General features: G+C 65.4%; 23 protein-coding genes. 15 read left to right on the forward strand and 8 right to left on the reverse strand.

Annotated elements, in window-relative coordinates:
* Positions 1–4: 4 nt before the first annotated feature.
* Entirely contained in the window at positions 5–1,405 is a 1,401-nt protein-coding gene (locus GRZ55_RS06825) for a methylmalonyl-CoA mutase family protein (RefSeq protein ID WP_246734575.1), read from the reverse strand.
* Positions 1,406–1,561: 156 nt separating this feature from the next.
* On the opposite strand from GRZ55_RS06825, the gene GRZ55_RS06830 reads away from it, so the two are divergent.
* Positions 1,562–3,091, forward strand: a complete 1,530-nt coding sequence (locus GRZ55_RS06830) for a helicase HerA-like C-terminal domain-containing protein (RefSeq protein WP_169286159.1) — start codon at positions 1,562–1,564, stop codon at positions 3,089–3,091.
* Between the two features lie 25 nt (positions 3,092–3,116).
* On the opposite strand, the gene GRZ55_RS06835 is transcribed toward GRZ55_RS06830, so the two are convergent.
* Together GRZ55_RS06835 and GRZ55_RS06840 are read right to left on the reverse strand one after the other, a co-directional pair.
* Entirely contained in the window at positions 3,117–3,869 is a 753-nt protein-coding gene (locus GRZ55_RS06835) for a L,D-transpeptidase (RefSeq protein ID WP_169286160.1), read from the reverse strand.
* 179 nt (positions 3,870–4,048) lie between these two features.
* Entirely contained in the window at positions 4,049–4,711 is a 663-nt protein-coding gene (locus GRZ55_RS06840) for a haloacid dehalogenase type II (protein ID WP_169286161.1), read from the reverse strand.
* 156 nt (positions 4,712–4,867) lie between these two features.
* Between GRZ55_RS06840 and GRZ55_RS06845 the strand changes: the two genes are divergently transcribed.
* From GRZ55_RS06845 to GRZ55_RS06860, 4 genes are all read left to right on the forward strand, one after another.
* Positions 4,868–5,734, forward strand: a complete 867-nt coding sequence (locus GRZ55_RS06845) for a branched-chain amino acid aminotransferase (RefSeq protein ID WP_169286162.1) — start codon at positions 4,868–4,870, stop codon at positions 5,732–5,734.
* Positions 5,735–5,840: 106 nt separating this feature from the next.
* On the forward strand, positions 5,841–6,440 hold the full coding sequence (locus tag GRZ55_RS06850) for a superoxide dismutase (RefSeq protein WP_169286163.1): 600 nt from the start codon (positions 5,841–5,843) through the stop codon (positions 6,438–6,440).
* A 125-nt stretch (positions 6,441–6,565) separates the two neighbouring features.
* On the forward strand, positions 6,566–7,042 hold the full coding sequence (locus GRZ55_RS06855; RefSeq protein WP_169286164.1) for a cytochrome c: 477 nt from the start codon (positions 6,566–6,568) through the stop codon (positions 7,040–7,042).
* 12 nt (positions 7,043–7,054) lie between these two features.
* Positions 7,055–7,969: a cytochrome c gene (locus GRZ55_RS06860; protein WP_169286165.1), complete on the forward strand. Its 915-nt coding sequence runs from the start codon at positions 7,055–7,057 to the stop codon at positions 7,967–7,969.
* Here GRZ55_RS06860 and GRZ55_RS06865 read toward each other — a convergent pair.
* Both GRZ55_RS06865 and msrB read right to left on the reverse strand, forming a co-directional pair.
* A complete protein-coding gene (locus GRZ55_RS06865; RefSeq protein ID WP_169286166.1) occupies positions 7,944–10,052 on the reverse strand; it encodes a S9 family peptidase in 2,109 nt (702 codons plus the stop codon). The genes GRZ55_RS06860 and GRZ55_RS06865 overlap by 26 nt on opposite strands.
* Positions 10,053–10,199: 147 nt before the next feature.
* Positions 10,200–10,607: a peptide-methionine (R)-S-oxide reductase MsrB gene (msrB, locus tag GRZ55_RS06870; protein ID WP_169286167.1), complete on the reverse strand. Its 408-nt coding sequence runs from the start codon at positions 10,605–10,607 to the stop codon at positions 10,200–10,202.
* A gap of 200 nt (positions 10,608–10,807) precedes the next feature.
* On the opposite strand from msrB, the gene GRZ55_RS06875 reads away from it, so the two are divergent.
* From GRZ55_RS06875 to GRZ55_RS06910, 8 genes are all read left to right on the forward strand, one after another.
* Positions 10,808–13,153 carry a putative monovalent cation/H+ antiporter subunit A gene (locus tag GRZ55_RS06875; protein ID WP_169286168.1) on the forward strand — a complete coding sequence of 782 codons (2,346 nt, stop codon included), beginning with the start codon at positions 10,808–10,810 and terminating at the stop codon, positions 13,151–13,153.
* Complete coding sequence (locus tag GRZ55_RS06880) at positions 13,150–13,569, forward strand: Na+/H+ antiporter subunit B (RefSeq protein WP_169286169.1); 420 nt, start codon at positions 13,150–13,152, stop codon at positions 13,567–13,569. Before GRZ55_RS06875 ends, GRZ55_RS06880 begins: the two co-directional genes overlap by 4 nt.
* Positions 13,569–13,949: a Na+/H+ antiporter subunit C gene (locus tag GRZ55_RS06885; protein ID WP_169286170.1), complete on the forward strand. Its 381-nt coding sequence runs from the start codon at positions 13,569–13,571 to the stop codon at positions 13,947–13,949. Before GRZ55_RS06880 ends, GRZ55_RS06885 begins: the two co-directional genes overlap by 1 nt.
* A 13-nt stretch (positions 13,950–13,962) precedes the next feature.
* Positions 13,963–15,564: a Na+/H+ antiporter subunit D gene (locus GRZ55_RS06890; RefSeq protein WP_169286171.1), complete on the forward strand. Its 1,602-nt coding sequence runs from the start codon at positions 13,963–13,965 to the stop codon at positions 15,562–15,564.
* Positions 15,561–16,034 carry a Na+/H+ antiporter subunit E gene (locus GRZ55_RS06895; RefSeq protein ID WP_169286172.1) on the forward strand — a complete coding sequence of 158 codons (474 nt, stop codon included), beginning with the start codon at positions 15,561–15,563 and terminating at the stop codon, positions 16,032–16,034. Before GRZ55_RS06890 ends, GRZ55_RS06895 begins: the two co-directional genes overlap by 4 nt.
* Positions 16,031–16,363: a cation:proton antiporter gene (locus GRZ55_RS06900; RefSeq protein ID WP_169286173.1), complete on the forward strand. Its 333-nt coding sequence runs from the start codon at positions 16,031–16,033 to the stop codon at positions 16,361–16,363. The genes GRZ55_RS06895 and GRZ55_RS06900 overlap by 4 nt, the downstream gene beginning before the upstream one ends.
* Entirely contained in the window at positions 16,360–16,725 is a 366-nt protein-coding gene (gene mnhG / locus GRZ55_RS06905) for a monovalent cation/H(+) antiporter subunit G (protein ID WP_210257249.1), read from the forward strand. Before GRZ55_RS06900 ends, mnhG begins: the two co-directional genes overlap by 4 nt.
* A gap of 308 nt (positions 16,726–17,033) precedes the next feature.
* Entirely contained in the window at positions 17,034–17,456 is a 423-nt protein-coding gene (locus GRZ55_RS06910) for a MucR family transcriptional regulator (protein WP_169286174.1), read from the forward strand.
* Between the two features lie 77 nt (positions 17,457–17,533).
* On the opposite strand, the gene GRZ55_RS06915 is transcribed toward GRZ55_RS06910, so the two are convergent.
* The gene (locus tag GRZ55_RS06915) at positions 17,534–17,818 is read right to left on the reverse strand and encodes a cytoplasmic protein (RefSeq protein ID WP_169286175.1); all 285 of its coding nucleotides are present in this window, start codon (positions 17,816–17,818) and stop codon (positions 17,534–17,536) included.
* A gap of 325 nt (positions 17,819–18,143) precedes the next feature.
* Here GRZ55_RS06915 and GRZ55_RS06920 point away from each other — a divergent pair, with 325 nt between their 5' ends.
* Both GRZ55_RS06920 and GRZ55_RS06925 read left to right on the forward strand, forming a co-directional pair.
* Positions 18,144–18,452, forward strand: coding sequence for a helix-turn-helix domain-containing protein (locus tag GRZ55_RS06920; protein WP_169286176.1), 309 nt, complete (start codon positions 18,144–18,146; stop codon positions 18,450–18,452).
* A 31-nt stretch (positions 18,453–18,483) separates the two neighbouring features.
* A complete protein-coding gene (locus tag GRZ55_RS06925; RefSeq protein WP_169286177.1) occupies positions 18,484–19,290 on the forward strand; it encodes a DUF6456 domain-containing protein in 807 nt (268 codons plus the stop codon).
* A 6-nt stretch (positions 19,291–19,296) separates the two neighbouring features.
* Here the strand turns inward: GRZ55_RS06925 and GRZ55_RS06930 are convergent, their stop codons facing one another.
* Both GRZ55_RS06930 and GRZ55_RS06935 read right to left on the reverse strand, forming a co-directional pair.
* Positions 19,297–19,728 carry a SufE family protein gene (locus GRZ55_RS06930; RefSeq protein ID WP_169286178.1) on the reverse strand — a complete coding sequence of 144 codons (432 nt, stop codon included), beginning with the start codon at positions 19,726–19,728 and terminating at the stop codon, positions 19,297–19,299.
* Between the two features lie 62 nt (positions 19,729–19,790).
* Positions 19,791–20,168, reverse strand: a complete 378-nt coding sequence (locus GRZ55_RS06935; protein WP_169286179.1) for a DUF5330 domain-containing protein — start codon at positions 20,166–20,168, stop codon at positions 19,791–19,793.
* Between the last annotated feature and the right edge of the window lie 58 nt (positions 20,169–20,226).

The raw sequence follows: 20,226 nt of genomic DNA on the forward strand, positions 1-20,226 counted from the left end.
CAGCCTAGTTTTCGACGGTTTCCGGATCGTCCGACGGCGGCTCGTATTGTTCCATCAGGGCAGGAAGCAAGGGACGGCAGCTTGCCGGCGCTTCGCCGTCGGCTTCGGGTGCTGCGGCTTCGAACAGGCCGGCGGGAAGCTGGTCTCGATGACGGCAGGCGCCCTTGGCGGCGCGCGCCTGCAACACGCGCTCCTGCAGCTTGCCCGCTGTGAGGCTCTGGAATATCCCGCCCTCCGCGTCAATCTTGCGGAACTCCTCCCAGGCGGCCTCGCAGAGCGCGGCAACCTGTGCGTCGAGCCCGGTAACACGCGGCCAGGGGTCGGCCACGAAGGCCGCGTAGCTCTCGCGGGCGACCAGCAGCTGGCTCTTCAGCGCCATGTCGCGGGCCTCCGCCCGCAAAAGCCCCCGTTCGATGCCGGCCGGCAGCAGCGCCAGCGAGTCCACGCCGCCCACGATGGCACCGAGCCCGGCATAGGCGTTGCGCAGCAGGTTCGCCTCGGCATCGCTCGCCGACAGCATGCGGTAGGAGGATTCGGCATGGACGGCGGCACGCGACGGCGGGATGGAGCAGGTCTCCTGCGCCTTCACCCATAATTTGCGCAGCGCCCTGACCTTGATGATCGACATGAACTGGTCCTGGTCGACCGAAAGCGCGAAGCCGATATGGGGCGCGGCGTACATGAGCGGCTGGCGAGCGTCCTCGAACATGCGCAGATGGGCGACCGCCGCGGCCAGCATGATGCCGAGTTCCTGCGCCTCGGTGGCGCCCGCATTGTGCGCCACGCGCCCATCCGCCTCCAGGAGGACGGCCGGCAGGCCCATGGCGAAGAAATGCGCCAGCGACTGCGGCAGCGATGCCTGGAGCGCTTCGATGGACATGTTGAAGGTGCCCGTGCCGGCAAGCACGGCAGCCGGATCGAGCCCGAAGGACATGCTGACGCGCTGTGGGTCGACCTTGCGCTCAGCAAGCACGGCGGCGAGCCAGTCGACCGAGGCACGGCCCATGGGATGGGCATCGATGCGCAGATGGATCTTGCCCAGCGGAATGCCGGCAAGCACCGTGTCGAGCGCCGCGGGGTCGGCCGGAAGACCGCGGCCGAACGCGTTCAGCGCGCCGGAAAAGACGAGGGCGAGCCCGGTGGCGCCGGCCTCGATGTCGCGGCATGCCTGTTCGTTGGCCTGCCGGGGGTCGGGATGGTCGATACGCTGGAGCATGCGCCAGGAAGGCCGCGTGCGGCGCAGATAGGCAGACGGGATGGGCTCGGGGGCAAGCGCAGACGCAGCCTCGCCGCGCTGCAGCACGGACCGGCCGAACGGCGCGGTGCCGGGCGAATCACGCTCCCGGTCGAGCCATTGTGACCGCTCGACGGGCGGAAATCTCGTATTGATGCTGGCCGCTTTCATCTGGATCCCCAATACCATCTCAAGTGTATGGGCCTTCGGGCCGTCCCGCAATCACAAGACAGGTCGATTTTGCCTCCGTGTTGCTGATTGTCGCAGCCTGGGGCGCGCCTTATAAACTGCTGGAAGGCCGTCGGGGCGCAGCGCGGGGGAGCAGATATGTGGCAGGACGATACGATATTCCTCGGGGCAAGCCGTGCGCCCGACAACAGCGTGACCGGGCGCGAGGAGCTGCTGCTGGGCAAGGCCAATCGCCACGGCCTTGTGACCGGGGCGACGGGCACCGGCAAGACCGTCACGCTGCAGATCCTGGCCGAGGGGTTTTCCAATGCCGGGGTGCCGGTCTTCTGCGCCGACATGAAAGGCGACGTGGCCGGTCTGGCCATGGCTGGCGAGCCGAAGGATTTCCTTTCCCAGCGCGCTGCCGCCATCGGGCTCGATGACTACGCGTTCGAAGCCTTCCCGACGATCATGTGGGACGTGTTCGGGGAGAAGGGGCATCCGGTGCGCGCAACGGTCACCGAGATGGGGCCGCTGCTCCTGTCGCGGCTGATGGGCCTGACCGACGCGCAGGAAGGCGTGCTCAACATCGCCTTTCGCATCGCCGACGAGGAGGGGCTGCTGCTGCTCGACATGAAGGACCTCCAGTCGATGCTGGCCAGCGTGGCCGAGCGCGCGCAGGAGATCAGCGCGCGCTACGGCAACGTGACACGTGCATCCGTGGGCGCCATCCAGCGCGCGCTGCTCGTGCTCGAGCAGCAGGGCGGCGACCGCTTCTTCGGCGAACCGGCGCTGGAGGTGACGGAATTCATGCGCACGGCGCGCGACGGGCGCGGCGCCATCAACATCCTGGCGGCCGATCGGCTCATGTCGAGCCCGCGCCTCTACTCGACCTTCCTTCTGTGGATGCTGTCGGAACTGTTCGAGAAGCTGCCGGAGATCGGCGACCCGCAAAAGCCGCGGCTGGTGTTCTTCTTCGACGAGGCGCATCTGCTCTTCAGCGACGCGCCACGGGCCCTGATGGAGCGCATCGAGCAGGTGGTCCGCCTGATCCGCTCCAAGGGGGTAGGGGTCTACTTCGTCACGCAGAACCCGCTCGACGTTCCCGAGACGGTGCTGGCGCAGCTTGGCAACCGCTTCCAGCATGCGCTGCGCGTCTATTCTCCGCGCGAGCAGCGCGCCGTGAAGACGGCGGCCGACACCTTCCGCCCCAATCCGGATTTCGACAGTTTCGAGGCGATCACGAAGCTCGGCACCGGCGAGGCGCTGGTTTCCACGCTTCAGAGCGACGGCTCGCCTTCGATCGTCCAGCGCACGCTGATCCGGCCGCCATCCTCGCGCATCGGGACGCTGAGCGATGGCGAACGGTCTTCCATCGTCTCGCAAAGCCCGGTCGCCGGCCGCTACGAGCAGACGATCGATCGGGAGTCCGCCTATGAGCTGCTGAAGAAGCAGGCCGAGGAAGCCGCCCGAACCCGCGAGGCGGCGAAGGCGCCGGCCGAACAGCCCGCCGCCGGCGGTGGGTGGTCGCTGCCCGATTTCGGCCTGGGCACGGGGGGCCGCACGACCGGACGGGCGTCCAACCGCCAGGGCGTGGCGGAGGCGGCGATCAAATCGGTGGTGCGGTCGGTGGGATCGGGCGTCGGCCGTGCGATCGTGCGCGGCGTGCTGGGCAGCCTGAAGCGCTGAGGCGCTTCAGGCAAAATGGCCGGGTTTACGCGAAGCTCATGCCGGAGCTCACGAGGATAGGCGACTGCTCGGGGACCCGATCGTAGAGATCGATCACGTCCTGGTTGATCATGCGTACGCAGCCCGACGAGACCGACGAGCCGATCGACCACCATTCCGGCGAGCCGTGGATACGATAGAGCGTGTCTTTGCCATCCTGGTAGATGTAGAGGGCACGCGCGCCGAGCGGATTGCCGAGACCGGGCTGCATGCCGCCTTCCCAGCGGTTGGTGCCGGGCACCTGGCGGGCGCGGTAATCCTCGAGCTCGGGCTGGCGGTCGATCATCTCGTCCGGCGGGAACCAGCGCGGCCATTCCTGCTTCCATTCGATCACACCACGGCCGGCCCAGTCGAAGCCGGCGCGGCCGAGGCCGACGCCATAGCGCATGGCCCGCCCGTAGGGCTGGACGAGGTAGAGGAAATGATTGGCCGTATCGACGACGATCGTGCCGGGCGCCTCGCCGGTCGGATCGTCGACCATCTGGCGGATGAAGCGCGGATGGATACGATCCACCGGGATTGCCGGCAGCTCGAAGCCGCCATCCCAAATCGCGCCGTACATCTCCTGGAAGGCGAGGGGGCGCGGCGCCGGCTCTGGCCGCCGCGGCGGTGGCGGCGGCGAAGCCGGCGGCCGGCTCGTCGTGCAGGCCGCCAAGGTCGATGCCGCCAGTCCAGCCGTCACGCCCAGAAGGAAACGCCTGCGATGAAGGCGGGCGGACTCCCGTTCGATGGATGACACGTTTTTCCCCTTGCAGAATGAATGGACAGGGGCGGGTACGCGGTTTGCTTTCGCGGCGCCCGCGGGCTGAGCAACCACGACTGGTCGCCAAGTCACCGGCACGCGAAGGCAAGACCAAGGCCCCCTTTATGGCAGCGAGTGCTATGCGCCTCCAGAGCGGCGCGCAAGTGACAAAATCGTCAAGCCGCGTCGAGAAGGCCCTGCAGTGACGGAAGGATCACATCGGGGAGATGGTCGGGATATTCGTCGGGCTGTCCCGCCCGGTTTATCCACACCGTCCGGAACCCGAAAGCATGGGCGCCGGCGACGTCCCAGCGATTGGACGACTGGAAGGAGACGGCGCTGGGATAAAGCCGCCAGGCGGTCGTGACCAGATCGTAGACGGACGGATCCGTCTTGAAGCGTCCGACCGTATCGGCCGAGAAGATCTCGTCGATAACCGTGTCCAGCGCGGCGGCGCGCACGGAACCTTCGATCATCGCCGGCGAACCGTTGGAGAGGATCGCAAGCCGGACCCCTTGTGCCTTGAGCGCCTTCAGAACCGAAGGCACCTCCGGGTAGCAATCGAGGCGCCAATAGGTGTCGAGCAGCCGCTGGCGCAGGGCGGGATCGGCGCTGGGCACCTTTCTGAAGGCGTAGTCGAGCGCATCCTGGGTCAGCTGCCAGAAATCGCGATAGCTGCCCATGAGGCTGCGCACCCAGGAATATTCCAGCTGCTTGGCACGCCATATGTCGGACAGAAGCTGCCCGTCGGGGCCGATCTCGCCGGCATGGCGGCGCACGGCGGCGTGGATGTCGAAGAGCGTGCCATAGGCGTCGAAGACAAAGGCGGCGTGTTTCATGGCAGGTCAGGTCCGGTTTCGCCGGGACTTGACCTGAGCGCGGCCATCCGGTCAAGCATCAGGCTGGACCTGCCGATAGACGGTCCTGCCAATTGACGCGGGCGCATGGCGCCGTTTCGATGGCGCCCAAGACAACAAGCGAGCGGAAAAAGTGCTATGGCTTTGGTGGAACCTGCCCAGACGGTGACCTGGACCTATGTCGACGGCGACTGGCATGAAGGCAATGTCGGCGTGGTCGGCCCGCGCAGCCACGTCATGTGGCTGGGATCGAGCGTGTTCGACGGCGCGCGCTGGTTCGAGGGCGTGGCGCCGGATCTCGACCGCCATTGCGCGCGCGTCAATGCGTCGGCCCGGGCGCTGGGCCTGGAGCCGACCGTCGAGGCCGACGAGATGGTAGCGCTCACCTGGGACGGCCTGAAGAAGTTCGACGGCAACACGGCCGTCTATATCCGTCCGATGTACTGGGCCGAACATGGCGGCTATATGGGCGTGCCCGCCGACCCGGCCTCGACGCGTTTCTGCCTGTGCCTCTACGAGGCGCCGATGATCGGCTCCAACGGGTTCTCGATCACGGTCTCGCCGTTCCGCCGCCCGACCATGGAGACCATGCCCACCAACGCCAAGGCCGGCTGCCTCTACCCGAACAATGGCCGGGCGATCCTGGAGGCCAAGGCGCGCGGCTTCGACAACGCACTGGTGCTCGACATGCTGGGCAACGTCGCCGAGACGGGTTCGTCCAACATCTTCATGGTGCGAGACGGCGAAGTCTTCACGCCGGCCCCCAACGGCACGTTCCTGTCGGGCATCACGCGCTCGCGCATCATCGACCTCTTGCGCCAGTCCGGACGCACGGTGACGGAGAAGACGCTGTCGGTGAAGGACTTCATGGAAGCCGACGAGATCTTTTCGACGGGCAACCATTCCAAGGTGGTTCCCATCATCCGCATCGAGGGGCGCGACCTGCAGCCGGGCCCGGTGGTCAAGGCCTCGCGGGACGCCTATTGGGAATGGGCACACGCCTGAGGCATGAGCCCGCCCGCACAGAGTGAGGCGGGCGCATTGTCAAATGACGAGGGGGCACCTATGTCCCCCTGCATACCGTCAACCTTTATGCGAGGGAGTATTGAATATGGCCTTTGAACTGCCGGACCTGCCCTATGATTACGAGGCGCTTCAGCCCTACATGTCCAAAGAGACGCTGGAGTACCATCACGACAAGCACCACAAGGCCTATGTCGACACGGGCAACAAGCTGGCCGCCGAAGCAGGCATGGACAACCTCTCTCTCGAAGAGATCGTCAAGCAGTCGCACGGGAAGAACCAGCCGCTGTTCAACAATGCCGGCCAGCACTTCAATCACATCCATTTCTGGAAGTGGATGAAGAAGGACGGCGGCGGCAACAAGCTGCCGGGTGCGCTGCAGAAGGCCTTCGATTCCGATCTCGGCGGCTACGACAAGTTCAAGGCCGATTTCGTGCAGGCCGGCGTCGGCCAGTTCGGCTCGGGCTGGGCCTGGGTCGCGGTCAAGAACGGCAAGCTCGAGATCATGAAGACGCCGAACGGCGAGAACCCGCTGGTGCATGGCGCCACGCCGATCCTCGGCGTCGATGTGTGGGAGCATTCCTATTACATCGACTACCGCAACGCGCGGCCGAAATATCTCGAGGCCTTTGTCGATCATCTGATCAACTGGGACTATGTCCTGGAGCTGCACGAAAAAGCCTCCTGAGCAGGCTTCTTCGCCGATCAAAGAACCCCGGAGCGATCCGGGGTTTTTTCTTGCCCGCACGCGGCATAACGAAACCGTGAACGGGGTCCGGGCATTCGTGACTTTCGTAACGTCAGAGAGCGTCCATGATCGGCGCTGAGATCGAGACCCGAATGGAGACCTTCATGCGTATCGCCCTGCTTGCAGCCACAACCCTCGTCCTGACCATGTCGGCGGCCGGCGCCGACATCATCGAGGAGCGCCAGGCCATCATGAAGGAGCGCGGCGACATCATGCGCGTGCTGGGCCCGATCGCCCAGGGACAGCAGCCCTTCGACGCCGACACCGTGCTGGCCGCGCTGGAGCGGATGAACGAGAACGCGCTGGGCGACAGCATCATGGACTATTTCCCGGAAGGCACCGAGACCGGCGGCGACACGCGTGCCACGCCCGCCGTCTGGGAAGACAGCGAAGCCTTCGTGGAGATCGAGACCACCTACAGCGCCAACATCCAGGCCGCCGTCGACGCGGCCCCCGGCGATCTCGATGAATTCCGTGCCGCCTTCGGGCCCATTGCCGCCCAGTGCGGGGCCTGCCACGAGCGCTTCCGCACGCAGCAATAGGGCGCCTCTCCCATGAACAGGGCGACGCGGTTCTCGCTGGCGCTGCTGGCGCTCGCCGGCGCGGCAGGCGTCGCCGCGTGGGTGATGACCGCGCCTGCAACGCTCGATGCCGCCGAACTGGCCACGCTGCCGCAAGGCGATGCGGAACGGGGCGAGCGGGTGTTCTGGGCCTCGGGCTGCGCCTCCTGCCATGCGCGCGAGGGCGCGACCGGCGACGACATGCTGGAACTGGCCGGCGGGCTGGAACTGGAGACCGATTTCGGCACGTTCGTGGCGCCCAACATCTCGATGCACCCCACCGATGGTATCGGAGACTGGTCGGCCGCCGATCTCGCCAACGCGATGCTGCGCGGCGTGTCGCCGGATGGACGGCACTATTATCCGGCTTTTCCCTACGCCTCCTATGCGCGCATGGAGATGGGCGACGTGGCGGACCTCTACGCCTTCATGCGGACCCTGCCGGAGGTGGAGGGCAGGGCCAGCGGCAACGCGCTCGCCTTTCCCTACACGATCCGGCGCGGTGTCGGCCTGTGGAAGGCGATGCACCTCGACGAAGGGCCGGTCCTGGCTCTCCCGGATGAAGACGACACGGTGGCGCGCGGGCAATATCTGGTCGAGGGGCCAGGGCACTGCGGGGAGTGCCACACGCCGCGTGACTTTACGGGCGGGCTCGACACGAGCCGGTGGCTGGCCGGCGGGCCGTCAATGGAAGGGCCGGGTCGCATTCCCAACATCACGCCGAGTGCGGACGGCATCGGCAGCTGGAGCGAATTCGAGATCGCGGCCTATCTGGAGAGCGGCTTCACGCCCGACTTCGATTCGGCCGGCGGGCGCATGGCGGCCGTGATCCGCAACCTGGCACGACTGCCGGAGGAGGACCGCCAGGCCATCGCCGCCTATCTCAAGGCGATACCCGCGCAGCCGTGACGGCGATGGCGAAGGCGTAGTTGAGGGCCACTTCCTCGAGCCGCGCGAAGCGGCCGGACGCGCCGGCATGGCCGGCATCCATGTTGATCTTGAAGAGGACCGGGTTGTCGTCGCTCTTGGTCTCGCGCAGCCGGGCGACCCATTTGGCCGGCTCCCAGTAGGTCACGCGCGGGTCGGTGAGACCGGCCACCGCCAGGATCGGCGGATAGGCTTTGGCCGCCACGTTGTCGTAGGGCGAATAGGCGGCGATCGTCCGGTAGTCGGCCTCCGACTGGATGGGATTGCCCCATTCGGGCCATTCGGGCGGGGTTAGCGGCAGGGTGTCATCAAGCATGGTGTTGAGGACGTCGACGAAGGGGACTTCGGCGATGATGGCGCCGAACTTCTCGGGCGCCATGTTTGCGATCGCCCCCATCAGCATGCCGCCGGCCGAACCGCCCTGGGCGACGATGCGGTCGTGGCTGGTGAAGCCCTCGGCGGCCAGATGATCGGCGGCGGCGATGAAGTCGGTGAAGGTGTTGGTCTTCTTCTCGCGCTTGCCCTCCTCGTACCAGGCAAAACCCTTGTCCTTGCCGCCGCGGATATGGGCAATGGCGTAGACGAAGCCGCGATCGACCAGCGACAGGCAGTTGGTGTTGAAGGAGGCGGGAATGGCGATGCCGTAGGAGCCGTAGCCATAGAGCAGGCAGGGCGCGGTGCCGTCGAGCGGCGTGTCCTTGCGGTAGAGGATAGAGACCGGCACCTCTTCGCCATCGGCGGCCTTGGCCATGAGACGGCGGGTGACATAGTCGGACGGCTCGTGGCCGGAGGGGATTTCCTGCACCTTGAGGAGCGTGCGCTGGCGCGTGCGCATGTCGTAATCGAAGACCTCGCTCGGCGTCGTCATGGACGCGTAGGAGAAACGCACGACGTCGCTGTCATATTCGGAGGAGCCGATGAGGCCGAGCGAATAGGCCTCCTCGTCGAAGTCGATGGCGTGTTCCTCGCCGGTGGCGCGCTCGTGTATGACGATGCGCGGCAGGCCGTCCTTGCGCTCGAGGCGCACAAGGAAGTCGGCATAGCCGATGATCGACAGGATCAACCTGCCGGGCTCGTGCGGGACGAGTTCTTTCCAGTTCTCAGGCGCCGGGTCGGCGACGGGCGCCGTCATGACGCGGAAATCCTTGGCGCCGCCGGAATTGGTCAGCACGAAGAAGACGTCGCCGCCTTCCTCCAGATCGTACTGGATGCCGGTCTCGCGGGCCGCCACCAGCATGGGTTCGCCGTTGGGCCGGTCGGCCGGCAGGACACGGTATTCCGTCGTCTCGTGATCGTTGATGGAGATGAAGATCCAGTCGTTGGTGCGCGCGCCCGACACGTTGACGAAGAAACCCGGATCGGCCTCCTCATAGACGAGGCGGTCGCCCGTCGCGTCCTGACCGAGCCGATGGTGGAAGATGCGCGAGGGACGGTGGTTGTCGTCGAGGCGCGTGTAGAAGAAGCCCTGATTCGTGGCATCCCAGCTGCCCGAACCGCCGGTGCCGGGAACGATGTCGTCGAGCTCCCCGCCGGTGTCGGTGTCGCGGACACGCAGCGTGTAGAACTCCGAGCCATTGTCGTCGTAGCTCCAGACGAGTTTCCGGTGATCGGAGGAATGGTCCACGTCGCCGATGCGGAAATAGGACTTGCCTTCGGCCTCCTTGTCGCCATCGATGAGGATCGTCTCCTCGCCGCCTTCGCGCGGGGTGCGGAAGAAACGCGGCTGCTCTCCGCCCGTGCGGTAGGACATGCCGTAGGCGAACGGCCCGTCCTGCATGGGCACGGAGGAATCATCCTCCTTGATGCGGCCTTTCATCTCGGCAAACAGCGCCTTGCGCAGTTCCCCGGTGCCGGCCAGCACCTGTTCCTGATAGGCGTTTTCCGATTCCAGATGGGCACGGATGTCGCCATCGAGCACGGAGGGATCGCGGAACACGGCCTGCCAGTTGTCGGCCCTCAGCCAGGCATAGTCATCCGTGCGCTCGACGCCGTGACGGATGTCGCTGACGGGGCGTCTGCGGGCGGCGGGCGGCTGGGCTGACAGGTCGAGAAGCGTCTTGTGCATGGCTTGGCTTTCGGAAAATTCCGGGATTGGTCCCGACAGGCTGGTCGGGCCGAATGGCGATAGCGGAACGGGGTGCGGGTGAAAACCCCCGGGCCTGCCGGCACAAGGGCGCACGAGCTGGGAAAAGGCGAGGGACGGGCGTCGCGCTCAGTCCCGATCGAAGGCGAGGGCGTGGCCGTTCATGCAGTAGCGCAGGCCCGTCGGCGCGGGTCCGTCTGGAAAGACGTGACCGAGATGGGCGTCGCAATCGGCGCAGCGGATCTCGGTGCGGGTCATCATGAAGGACTTGTCGGTGTGTTCGGCGACCGCCCCGTCATCGACCGGTGCGAAGAAGCTCGGCCAGCCCGAGCCGGATTCGTATTTGGTCTCCGAACGGAAGAGCGCGTTGTTGCAGCAGACGCAGCGGTAGAGGCCGGGTTCCTTGTTGTCGAGCCAGGGCCCCGAAAAGGCGCGTTCGGTGCCGTGCTTGCGGGTCACCTGGAACTGTTCGGGCGTCAGCTGCTGCTGCCATTCGGCATCCGACTTGCGGATCTTGACGGTCGTGTCGACGGACATGAAAGAACTCCTGAAGAGGGTTTGCGGTATATGTAGGTCGCGCTCGGCGCGGCGCCAACATAGCCGCGAAATCGGCGGTGCGGCGCCGATTTCGGAGCCTCCGTGTCGCATTTTCCTTGTCCGGCGCGGTGGGACGTTCTATGTCACCGCGCCAGAAACATCCTTCAACATTCCATCCAGGGACATCGACAGGACGGTGCATGAGCACTAGCGGGGACTCGCTTACATTTCTGGCGCTCATCTTGCCATTTCTCGGCGCCGCCATCGCACCATTCCTGACGCGGGCGCTCGGGCACAATGCGGCATGGGTGCTTGCGCTCATTCCACTGTACCTGTTCTTCCACTTCGCGGGCTTCGTGCCGGAAGTGGCCGCAGGCGGCGTAGTGGCCGGCGGCTATCCGTGGATCCCGTCCTTCGGCGTCGACTTCTCCTGGTATCTCGACGGCCTTTCGCTCACCTTCGCGCTGCTGATCACGGGCATCGGCACGTTCATCGTGCTCTATGCCGGCGGCTATCTGAAGGGTCATCACCACCAGGGGCGCTTCTTCTCCTTCATCCTCATGTTCATGGGTGCGATGCAGGGGCTGGTGGCGGCCGATTCCTTTCTGATGCTGTTCGTGTTCTGGGAGCTGACGTCGATCACCTCCTTCCTTCTGATCGGCTTCGACCATTCGCGCGAAGCCTCGCGCCGCGCCGCGATCCAGGCGCTGGTCGTGACGGGACTGGGCGGCCTCGCCCTGCTGGCCGGCCTGCTGGTCATCTGGAACATCACCGGCGCGACGAGCCTTTCCGAGCTGCTGGCGACCGGCGACGCGCTGCGCGGCAGCGGGCTCTATCTCCCGGCCCTGCTTCTGGTCCTGGGCGGCGCCTTCACCAAGTCGGCGCAGTTCCCGTTCCACTTCTGGCTTCCCAACGCGATGGAAGCGCCCACGCCCGTGTCGGCCTATCTTCATTCGGCCACGATGGTGAAGGCGGGTGTCTATCTCCTCATGCGTATGAACCCGGTCATGGGCGAGACCGTCTACTGGGAGACGATCCTGCCGATCTTCGGCGGCGTCACGCTGCTGGTGGGCGCGCTGCTGGCCGTGCGCCAGACAGACCTGAAGCTGATGCTGGCCTACACGACGGTCGCCTCGCTCGGCCTGCTGGTGATGATGACGGGCCTCGGCTTCGAACATGCCATCGAGGCGGCGGTGCTCTACCTGATCGCACATTCGCTGTTCAAGGGGGCCATGTTCATGGTGGCCGGCCTCATCGACCACGAAGCCGGCACGCGCGACGTGACCAAGCTGGGTGGGCTGCGCAAGGCGATGCCCATCACCTTCGCGGCCGCGCTCCTGGCGGCCATCTCCATGGGCGGGCTGCCGCCGATGTTCGGTTTCCTGGCCAAGGAAGAGATCTATTACGCGCTCGGCTTCGAAGGCGGCTGGATGACGCTGTTCACGCTGGTGGCACTGCTCGGCAACGCGCTGATGTTCGCCGTCGGATTCGCGGTGGCGCTGAAGCCCTTCCTCGGTCCCGAGGTGGAGACCCCGAAACACGCCCATGAGGGCCCGGTGCTGCTGTGGCTCGGACCGCTGTTCCTCGCCTTGACGGGCATCGCGGCCGCGCTCCTGTCGAGCCAGACGCATGCGCTGTTTTCCTCGCCCATGGCGAGCGCGGTGGCGGGCGAGCCGACAACGGTGACGATCGGGCTCATCCCCGGCATCGGCATGGCGCTGCTCCTGTCGGTCATCACCGTCATCCTCGGGATCGTCATCTATCGCGGCCTCGGCTTCACGCGCGATCGCATCGCCGGCACGCTTGCCGCAATCGGCTGGGGACCCGACCGGGGCTTCGACCAGGCGATCTCGGGCATCATCCGGCTGGCGGTCGCGGTCACCCGCGTGATCCAGAACGGCCGGCTCGACACCTATGTCACGATCACCTTCGTGGCGATCGCGGCGGGCCTTCTCATTCCCATCATCTTCCTCGACGGCCTGCCGTCCTGGCCGACCATTCCGATGCTGCCCTTCTACGAGTGGGTCATCATTGCCATCGCCGTAATCGGCCTGGGCGTGGTGGTGCTGACGGCCGACCGCCTGACGGCGATCGTGTCCATCGGCATCCAGGGCTTCGCCGTGGCGCTGATCTTCCTGCTGATGGGCGCGCCCGACCTTGCCTTCACGCAGTTCATGGTCGAGACGCTGTCGGTCGTCATCCTGGCGCTGGTGATGACCCGGCTGAAGCTGACGCAGTCGGACCACCGTCCCCTGGGCGAGAAGGCTCTCGACATCTCGATCGCGGGGCTCTGCGGCGTCGGGATCACGCTGGTGCTGCTGAGCGTCACGCAGGTGCCGTTCGATCCGACGCTGAGCGAGTTCTTCGCGACCTATTCCTACGCGATCGCCCATGGCCGCAACATCGTGAACGTGATCCTGGTCGACTTCCGCGCCATGGATACGCTGGGTGAGATCGCGGTGGTGATGGTGGCCGGCCTGGCGATCCTGGCACTGGTGCGCATCCGCGTGAAACGAACCAAGGAAACGACGGAGGCCCGGCGATGAACACCGTGATCTTCCGCACGGCCGCTCCCTACATCGCGGCGCTGATGGTGATCTTCTCGATCTTCGTTCTTCTGCGCGGCCATAACGAGCCCGGCGGCGGTTTCATCGGCGGCCTGATGGGGGCTTCGGCCTTCGCCATCTACGGCATTGCCTGCGGCGTGTCGTCGGTTCGCCGGGCACTCTACCTGCACCCGATGACATGGTCGGCGATCGGCCTGTTCCTGGGCGCGGCCGCCGGTGTGATGTCGGTCTTCTTCGGGGTGCCGTTCCTGACCGGATTGTGGGCGCCGCCCGAGATCTTCGGCATCGAGGTGGAGCTCTCCTCGATCCTGCTGTTCGACATCGGGGTCTATCTGGTGGTGCTGGGCGCGATCACCTCGATCGCGCTGGCACTCGAGGAAAGGGAAGAGGACTGATGGAAGCCATTCTCGCCGTCCTCGTCGGCATCTTCTTCGCGGTGTCGGCCTATCTTCTGATGTCGAAGCACCTGATCCGCATCCTTCTGGGCGCGGTGGTGCTGAGCAATGCCGTGAACCTGCTGATCTTCACGGCCGGTCGGCTGACGGTGCGCGACGTGCCGCCCTTCATTCCGCTCGGCATGCTGTCGCCGGAAGGCGCGACGTCCAACCCGCTGCCGCAGGCGCTGGTGCTGACGGCGATCGTGATCGCCTTCTCGATCTTCGCCTTCCTGCTGGTGCTGGCCTACCGCGCCTACCAGGAACTCGACACCGACTATACCGACGACATGAGGCTGGCCGAGCCGGAAGGCGACGACCTGCCCCCCTTGAGATACTGAGGCCCACCCGGACATGGATTCATACGTGGACATTTCCGAGGCGATGGTCGTCGAGCCGATTTCGCTCGTCGACTGGCTGATCGTGGTGCCCGTGGCCGTGCCGCTTCTTTTCGGCGCGCTGCTGCTGGTCTTCCGCAAGGCGCCGCAGACCCAGGCCATCGGCGCCGTTATCGGGCTCTCGCTGGTCTTTGCCGCCGAGATCGGGCTGCTGATGCGCGTGCTGGCCGAAGGTCCGTTCTCGCTGACCATGGGCGGCTGGCTCCCGCCTTTCGGCATATCGCTGGTGGCGGACGCGCTGGGAGTGACCCTGGCGCTGACGGCCACGCTGGTGGCACTCGTCTGCGCGCTTTACGGCGTACGCGACATCGATGCCTCCGGCCGGCGCTACGGCTTCTACACTTTCCTCATGCTCCTGATGGCAGGCGTTGGCGGCGCGTTCCTGACCGGCGACGTGTTCAACCTCTATGTGTGGTTCGAAGTCTTCCTGATCTCCGCCTTCGGCCTGATCGTGCTCGGCTCCGAGGCCCGCCAGCTCGACGGCGCGGTCAAATACGCCGTTCTCAACCTCATCGCCACGACGCTGTTCCTGATCGGCACGGGCCTGATCTACGGCAGCTTCGGAACGCTCAGCATGGCCGACATCGCGCGCAAGGCGCCCGAAGTGCGCGAGGTCGCCCCGCTGGCCACCATCGCGGTCATCTATTTCATCGCCTTCGGCATGAAGGCGGCGGCATTCCCGCTGCATTTCTGGTTGCCGGCGTCCTATCACACGCCGCGCATCGTGGTGGCGGCGCTGTTCGGCGGCATTCTGACCAAGATCGGCGTCTATGCGCTCCTGCGCACGCTGATGATGCTGTTCCCGCCCGAGCGCGACATGATCTCCGACCTGATCGGCTGGGTGGCCGTGGCCACGATGATGTTCGGCGTCATCGGCGCGCTGGCGCAGTCCGACATCCGCCGCCTGCTGGGCTGGATCGTGGTCTCGGGCATCGGCGTCATGCTGGCCGGGCTGGCACTGGGCAGCCAGACGGGCCTTTCGGGCACCGTTCTTTACGCGATCCATTCGATGCTGGTCATGACCGCGCTCTACATCCTGGCGGGGGTCATGCGGGGGCTGGGCTCGAGCTACAATCTGCACGAGGCGGGCGGGCTCTACCGCAGCCATCCCGCGCTGGCCGCGATCGCGCTGATCCTCGTTCTGGCGGCCGCCGGCCTGCCGCCCGCATCCGGCCTGTGGCCGAAGGTCTATCTGGTGAAGGCCTCGCTCGACGAGGGCGTGTGGTGGCTGGCGCTGGGCATTCTGGCGAGCGGCCTGCTGACCACGCTGGCGCTCGGCCGCGTCTTCGCGCTGGCCTTCTGGCGCAGCCGACCCGAAGGCGTCGCAGCGCTCGAAGCGCCCGTCGGCCAGCCGGTAGCCGGCTATGCGCTGCTCGGCATTCTCCTGATTCCGATCCTGGGCATCGGTCTTTATCCCGAGCCGGTGATCCAGCTCACGGACATGGCCGCCCAAGGCCTGCTGGAACCGAGCGGCTTCATCGAGGCGGTCTTCCCCGAGGAGGCTGCCGTCCCGGACGTTCCGGCTGGTGAAGTCGAAACCGAGGAGGTCGCCGAATGACCCTGCTTCTCGTCAACGTCCTGCTGGCGCTGGCCTGGACGGCGGTGACCGGCAGCTTCACCCTGATGAACATCGCCTTCGGCTTCGTGCTCGGCGCGCTGGCGCTGCACATGATCCGCGCCCAGGTGGGTTCGCTCGGTTATGTCGACCGTGCCACGAAGCTTCTGTCGCTGGCCTGGTCCTTCGTGTGGGAACTGATCGTGGCCTCGTTCCGCGTCGCCGTCATCGTGCTGAGCCCGCGCATCGACATCAAGCCGGGCATCTTCGTCTACCCGTTGACGGTCGACCGCGACTTCGAGATCACGCTGCTTTCGAGCCTCATGACGCTGACACCGGGCACGCTGTCGGTCGACGTGTCGGAGGACAGGCGCTTCCTCTACGTGCACGCGCTCGACTGTTCGGACCCCGAGACCATGATTCGCGACGTACGCCACGGTTTCGAACAGAAGATCCTGGAGGCATTCAGATGAACTCGGCTCAGGACTTCCTCTCCTTCGCGGAATATGCGGCGCTGGTGCTGTTCAGCCTGTCCTTCCTGGCGACGATCTACCGCGTGATCGTGGGGCCGACGCTGCCCGACAGGATCATCGGACTGGACATGCTGGTCATCGTGGCGGTCGGTTTCATTGCCGTCATCGGCATCCGGACCTCCTTCACGCTGTTCGTCGATGTGGCGATCGCGCTGGCGCTGGTGGGCTTTCTGGCGACCGTCGCCTTCGCCCGCTTCGTGTTGAGCCGGGGTGCGCTGTGGGCGCGCCTGCATGAGGAAGACAAGACCCGCCGGGGAGACAAGACATGATCGAGTCCGTCCTCACCATCATCGTCGGCCTGCTTCTGATCTTCGGCGGCGGATTTTCCCTGGTGGCCGCCATCGGCCTCAATCGACTGCCCGATCTCTACAGCCGCATGCACTCCGCCTCGAAGGCCGGCACCCTGGGATCCGGGGCGGTGCTGATCGCGCTGGCGATCCACACCGACGACATCGCGACCATGACGCGTGCACTGGCGGGCTTCGTCTTCCTGCTGCTGACGGCGCCGATCGCCGCGCATCTTCTTGCCAAGGCCGCCTATGAGGCGGGTTACAGAATGTGGTCCGGTTCGGTGCGCGACGACATGCACAAGACCCCCGAGCCGCCCGCTCCCGCATCTTCGCAGAACTGAGGCGAGTTCTCACAGGGACGATCAGAAGTCACGTGGCGGCCAAGAACAGGCCTCCGGGTGACTTGCTGGTATGTCGCCACAATTTCGCGTAATGATTGAAAAAATCGTAACAGAGTGTAACAGAACGCGAGCGTTAACTTTTATGTTTGCGATATATTATTTGGCTCGAAAAAAACATTTAGAATTGACTTGCATTTCAGTAGGGCTAAACGATATGAGCTAGGTGGACTCGATGACCGTGCGCGCCGAATGTGTGATCCGGTGGACGAACCAAGAACAATAGCTGTAGTCACGTTGGGATATTCATCATGGAAATGACCGAGAACGCCGCGCAGAACAAGGATATGCTGATCGAACTGACCGCCGATGTAGTGGCGGCCTATGTCAGCAACAATCCGGTGCCAGCAGGAGAACTGCCGAGCCTCATCGCGGATGTTCACACAGCATTGGGCAAGGTCGGATCTGCTTCCGAGCAGGCACCGGCGGATAAGCTCAAGCCGGCCGTCAATCCAAAGCGCTCGATCACCGACGACTACATCATCTGTCTTGAGGACGGAAAGAAGTTCAAGTCGCTGAAGCGCCACCTGATGACCCATTATGGTCTTACGCCCGAGCAGTACCGCGAAAAGTGGGGTCTCGACAGCAACTACCCGATGGTTGCACCCAATTACGCCGCGGCGCGCTCGCAACTTGCCAAGAAGATGGGCCTGGGCCGCAAGCGCAAGAAGTAACGCTCAGCCCGAGACTTGTTTCGATACGGCGCCCCTGTGGCGCCGTTTTCGTTTTCAGGCGGGGAGGCCGGTTCCGCCTAAGGGTTCCCGGCCGACGATTTCAGCTCTCCCAGCGCCTCGCAAAGCGCGATGTGCCGGTTGAGGTCGTAACTCCAGTGGCGGGCCCAGCCGCGCAGGCGCTCGCGTTCCACCAGTCGTTCGAGCCGCACGATCATGCGGCGCAGCTCTTCCGCCGGCCCGTCGAGCGCCTCCTCGAGATCGCAGCCGGTGGCCAGACGAAAGGCAACGAGCCGCGCGGCCTGCCTTCGAAGGGCCGCCTTGCGCTCCACATGCGCCAGCACCTCGCGTTTCAAATCCCTCATCGACGCTCTCCTCGTCTTTCTCGTCGCGCGAGGATCGGGCAGCCGGAGGAGGGTGAGGATAGATTCACCGCGCCATCTGTGATTATTCCAGAAATAAGGGATTGAAAACAATCGGTTGAGGCGGTCTCGCCTCGCCAGGTGTTCGTGTTTTGTTCACATTCGTTGCTTGCCTTGGTATAAGAAATTATTCCTTGGCAGGAGGCGAGAGATGGTTGTGGCAGCGCAGTCGGTTCACCCCGAAGAAGAACCGCAGGAAACGGCAGGAAACCGAGACACGCGCAGGGGCAAGGCCCGAAGATCCTGTGCCCTGCGCGAGGAGATTGTCATGGCGCGTTGCGATGCCGCAATCGCGATCATGGCGGCGTTGTTCGATCTGCCGAGCCGGGAGCTGCGGCGGCCCGGTCGTTCCACCATCGACATTGCACGGGTTCGCCAGATCGCGATGTATGTCGCCCACGTGGTGCTTCAACTCACCATGGGCGAGGTGGGCCGCGGCTTCGGGCGCGACCGCACCACGGTTCTCCATGCCTGCCACCTGGTCGAGGACATGCGCGACGATCCCGAATTCGATCGCATCGTGGCTACTGCCGAACGGGTGACAAAAGCCGCCTTTGAGCCCAAGAGCGCCGGCTGACACCTTTCCCTAGAAACCGCAGGAGGCATGAATGACTTCGGACGAGATCGCCGGGGACCCAAGGGTACTGCGCCTGATGCGCCTGTTGCGACCGGGGCCGGCGCGCCTCTCGTCTGCCGCCGGCGGCGACAGCCTCCTGGTTTCATGCGGCGAGCGCGGGACCCTGGCGATCTGTCGGTCAGCACTGCGGGCGGCCGCAAGCGCCGGGCTCCTGCAGGTCAAGGGCGGCGGGCTGGTTGAACTGACACAGCACGGCCATGCGGTTTTCGGCAGCGCACGAGCCGATGCGCTGTCTGCCGCACCGCGCCAGGAAGTCACGACAGACATCACCGGGCCCAACGGACATGACCGCGTCCGCTTCAACCAGGCCGAGTCGCCGCTCACGCACATCGCCGCGCGCAAGGACCGAAACGGGCGGCCTTTCCTGAGCCCCCACGAGATCGCGGCGGGCGAAAGACTGCGGGCCGACTACGAACGCGCCTGCATCCTTCCGCGGCTCGGCATCAACTGGGAGCAGCCGATCGCCAAGGGCAGGGCGGGTGCCGCGCGCGCCCTTGGCCCCGAGCTCAATGACGGCGTTCTTGCAGCCCGCCGGCGGGTGGAAGAGGCGTTCGGCGCCGTCGGCCCCGAACTGGCGGGCGTGCTGGTGGATGTGTGCTGCTTCCTGAAGGGCCTGGAACGGGTCGAGGCCGAGCGCGGCTGGCCGGTCCGATCCGCCAAGATCGTGCTCAAGACGGCGTTAAGCGCGCTCGATCGGCACTACCGGCCGTCGGCAAAACCGCGCGGCCGGCTCGTCCACTGGGGCAGCGCGGACTATCGTCCCCGCATCGATGGCTGAAGGCGATCAGGAGGCGGGCTGGGCGAGCGCGCGGTCGGCTTCCTGACGGATACGGCCGATCATGGAGCGCAGCCCGTTGGCACGCTGCGGCGTCAGATGCTCGTCCAGGCCCAGATCGCGCAGCAATCCCTCTGCATCGGCACCGGCAATCTCGCTTGCCCGTCGGCCGGAATAGAAGGCGATCATGATGGCGACCAGACCCCGCACGATATGGGCATCGGAATCGCCGACGAACTCGATGACGGGGTCAACACCCTCGCCGCGCGAGGCATGCAGCCAGACCTGGCTGACGCAGCCGGGCACCTTGTGCGCGCCGTCCCGGAATTCTTCGGGGAAGGGCGCAAGCCCGTTGCCGAGATCGATGACGTAGCGGTAGCGGTCCTCCCAATCATCGAGGAAGGAGAAGTCGTCGCGGATGGTTTCGATCTGTGCCGTCATGATGGAGGCATATAGGCAAGTGACGGCTCCGCGTCACCCCAAAAGCGGCGCGGCGGCAGGGCTCAATCCCTGCTGGCGGCCAGTTCCAGCGGCTCGGCGTTCACGACTGGTCCCTCGATCGAGCCGGTCATGATCTCGCGGTCGGCGATGTCGCGCTCGAGACGATCGACCTGCGGGGTGTCGTCCTCGATCCAGGCATAGGCCATGCGCGCGGTCTCGCGTGCCTTGAGGCCGATGGTCTGGAGCGCGGAACGACCCGTCTCGCAGACATCGGGCTTGCGCTCGCACATGCCGGCAATGTCGTCCACCGCGCCCTTGGCGGCAAAGAAGGCCTGGATCGGCCCGACCGTATCCACCCGGCCATCGGCATCCGAAACCTCGAACGGAATGAACAGGAGGACGAGCGAGAACCAGAACGCCGTCTTTATCAGGAAGCCCATTTCCTAACCCTCTTTCCCCGCGGACCAAAACGCGATTTTCCCCCAGTCCGCTCAGTCA

This window comes from Chelativorans sp. ZYF759, assembly GCF_012911015.1.
Lineage (GTDB): Bacteria > Pseudomonadota > Alphaproteobacteria > Rhizobiales > Rhizobiaceae > ZYF759.

Excerpts from the sequence above, each read along its gene's own strand:
- GRZ55_RS06925 (WP_169286177.1), top strand. The coding sequence starts at position 18,484 with ATGACTTCGGACGAGATCGCCGGGGACCCAAGGGTACTGCGCCTGATG.
- GRZ55_RS06875 (WP_169286168.1), top strand. The coding sequence starts at position 10,808 with ATGAGCACTAGCGGGGACTCGCTTACATTTCTGGCGCTCATCTTGCCA.
- GRZ55_RS06920 (WP_169286176.1), top strand. The coding sequence starts at position 18,144 with ATGGCGCGTTGCGATGCCGCAATCGCGATCATGGCGGCGTTGTTCGAT.
- GRZ55_RS06895 (WP_169286172.1), top strand. The coding sequence starts at position 15,561 with ATGACCCTGCTTCTCGTCAACGTCCTGCTGGCGCTGGCCTGGACGGCG.
- GRZ55_RS06860 (WP_169286165.1), top strand. The coding sequence starts at position 7,055 with ATGAACAGGGCGACGCGGTTCTCGCTGGCGCTGCTGGCGCTCGCCGGC.
- msrB (WP_169286167.1), bottom strand. The coding sequence starts at position 10,607 with ATGTCCGTCGACACGACCGTCAAGATCCGCAAGTCGGATGCCGAATGG.
- GRZ55_RS06845 (WP_169286162.1), top strand. The coding sequence starts at position 4,868 with ATGGCTTTGGTGGAACCTGCCCAGACGGTGACCTGGACCTATGTCGAC.
- GRZ55_RS06840 (WP_169286161.1), bottom strand. The coding sequence starts at position 4,711 with ATGAAACACGCCGCCTTTGTCTTCGACGCCTATGGCACGCTCTTCGAC.
- GRZ55_RS06865 (WP_169286166.1), bottom strand. The coding sequence starts at position 10,052 with ATGCACAAGACGCTTCTCGACCTGTCAGCCCAGCCGCCCGCCGCCCGC.
- GRZ55_RS06850 (WP_169286163.1), top strand. The coding sequence starts at position 5,841 with ATGGCCTTTGAACTGCCGGACCTGCCCTATGATTACGAGGCGCTTCAG.
- GRZ55_RS06910 (WP_169286174.1), top strand. The coding sequence starts at position 17,034 with ATGGAAATGACCGAGAACGCCGCGCAGAACAAGGATATGCTGATCGAA.
- GRZ55_RS06915 (WP_169286175.1), bottom strand. The coding sequence starts at position 17,818 with ATGAGGGATTTGAAACGCGAGGTGCTGGCGCATGTGGAGCGCAAGGCG.
- GRZ55_RS06855 (WP_169286164.1), top strand. The coding sequence starts at position 6,566 with ATGATCGGCGCTGAGATCGAGACCCGAATGGAGACCTTCATGCGTATC.
- GRZ55_RS06885 (WP_169286170.1), top strand. The coding sequence starts at position 13,569 with ATGGAAGCCATTCTCGCCGTCCTCGTCGGCATCTTCTTCGCGGTGTCG.
- GRZ55_RS06900 (WP_169286173.1), top strand. The coding sequence starts at position 16,031 with ATGAACTCGGCTCAGGACTTCCTCTCCTTCGCGGAATATGCGGCGCTG.
- GRZ55_RS06880 (WP_169286169.1), top strand. The coding sequence starts at position 13,150 with ATGAACACCGTGATCTTCCGCACGGCCGCTCCCTACATCGCGGCGCTG.
- GRZ55_RS06930 (WP_169286178.1), bottom strand. The coding sequence starts at position 19,728 with ATGACGGCACAGATCGAAACCATCCGCGACGACTTCTCCTTCCTCGAT.
- GRZ55_RS06890 (WP_169286171.1), top strand. The coding sequence starts at position 13,963 with ATGGATTCATACGTGGACATTTCCGAGGCGATGGTCGTCGAGCCGATT.
- mnhG (WP_210257249.1), top strand. The coding sequence starts at position 16,360 with ATGATCGAGTCCGTCCTCACCATCATCGTCGGCCTGCTTCTGATCTTC.
- GRZ55_RS06935 (WP_169286179.1), bottom strand. The coding sequence starts at position 20,168 with ATGGGCTTCCTGATAAAGACGGCGTTCTGGTTCTCGCTCGTCCTCCTG.
- GRZ55_RS06830 (WP_169286159.1), top strand. The coding sequence starts at position 1,562 with ATGTGGCAGGACGATACGATATTCCTCGGGGCAAGCCGTGCGCCCGAC.
- GRZ55_RS06825 (WP_246734575.1), bottom strand. The coding sequence starts at position 1,405 with ATGAAAGCGGCCAGCATCAATACGAGATTTCCGCCCGTCGAGCGGTCA.